Annotated in this window: 1 protein-coding gene and 1 pseudogene; one reads left to right on the top strand and one right to left on the bottom strand. The window is 33.3% G+C overall.

All coding sequences use genetic code 11. The annotated features are described in order from the left end of the window. Nucleotides 1-97, bottom strand: a pseudogene (locus H3S74_RS12405) (peptidylprolyl isomerase); the annotation flags it as partial. A 115-nt stretch (nucleotides 98-212) separates the two neighbouring features. Here H3S74_RS12405 and H3S74_RS12400 point away from each other — a divergent pair. After that, nucleotides 213-1,244: an SEL1-like repeat protein gene (locus tag H3S74_RS12400; protein ID WP_110446959.1), complete on the top strand. Its 1,032-nt coding sequence runs from the start codon at nucleotides 213-215 to the stop codon at nucleotides 1,242-1,244. Nucleotides 1,245-1,363: the final 119 nt, after the last annotated feature.

Below are 1,363 nucleotides of genomic sequence, written 5' to 3'. Positions count from 1 at the left end.
CATTTTGATGTGGTCCCATGCGTTTTGTAGCGACATTAACAATTTTATCAACGACATCCATTCCTTTAATGACTTTACCAAAAACAGCATAACCATATTGGTCTGGTTATCGGTAATTAAGGAAATCAATAATAACGATTATTTTCGATACATACTTTTATCTAAATAAATAAAAAGTATCAATGTCTGCTTTAACATATATAGGAAATACAATGAAAAAATTTATACCTGTTGGATTATTAATTTTGTGTTCTTTTTCAAGTTATGCTAGTCAGTGTAAAACAGATTATGAACAAAAAAATTATGAAAAGGCCTTTATTGAATGTAAACAAGAAGCAGAACAAGGTCATTCCAGCGCACAATATAATTTAGCTTTTATGTATGATGACGGTGAAGGAATAGAGCAAGATAAAGTTAAAGCTGCATATTGGTATACAAAAGCAGCGGAGCAAGGAGAGGCCAACGCACAATATAATTTAGCGCTTATGTATGATAAAGGAGACGGCATAGAGCAAGATAAACAAAAGGCATTATATTGGTATACAAAAGCAGCGGAGCAAGGAGAGGCCAACGCACAAAATAATTTAGCGCTTATGTATGATGAAGGTGATGGCATGGAACAAGATAAACAAAAGGCATTATATTGGTATACAAAAGCAGCGGAGCAAGGAGAGGCCAACGCACAATATAATTTAGCGCTTATGTATGATGAAGATGATGGTATAGAGCCAAATAAACTTAAAGCTGCATTTTGGTATGAAAAATCAGCGGAACAAGGTAATGTAGATGCACAGTATAATTTAGGCGTTTTATATGATGAAGGTGATGGTATAGCACAAGATAAACAAAAAGCTACATATTGGTATACAAAAGCAGCAGAGCAAGGAGAGGCCAACGCACAATTTAATTTAGCGCTTATGTATGATGAAGATGAAGGTATAGAGCCAAATAAACTTAAAGCTGCATTTTGGTATGAAAAATCAGCAGAACAAGGTCATTCAGGCGCCCAAAATAATTTAGCTAGTATGTATGATGACGGTGAAGGCATAAAGCAAGATAAACAAAAGGCGATATATTGGTATACAAAAGCAGCGGAGCAAGATAATTCCACAGCCCAATATAATTTAGCGCTTAAGTATGATGAAGGTGATGGGATTAAGCAGAATAAATCTTTAGCTAAAAAGTATTTTAAACAGTCTTGTGATCAGGGATTTGTAGAAGCTTGTAATAAATTAAAAAAATAATCCTATTATTTAATAAAAAACCACCTTAAATCATTAAGGTGGTTTACTTGAAGTGTTGATTAATTTTAGAACAACCTATTGTTTATCTTCAATCACAGTTGCTTTTTTAATATAGATTG

Source organism: Gilliamella sp. W8126 (genome assembly GCF_016102185.1).
In the GTDB taxonomy this organism is placed as follows: Bacteria; Pseudomonadota; Gammaproteobacteria; order Enterobacterales; family Orbaceae; genus Gilliamella; species Gilliamella apis_A.
The sequence above is the reverse complement of the archived record's forward strand: the minus strand, read 5'-3'. Positions and strand labels throughout refer to the sequence as shown.

Coding starts and splice junctions, on each gene's coding strand:
- H3S74_RS12400 (WP_110446959.1), top strand. CDS start 213: ATGAAAAAATTTATACCTGTTGGATTATTAATTTTGTGTTCTTTTTCA.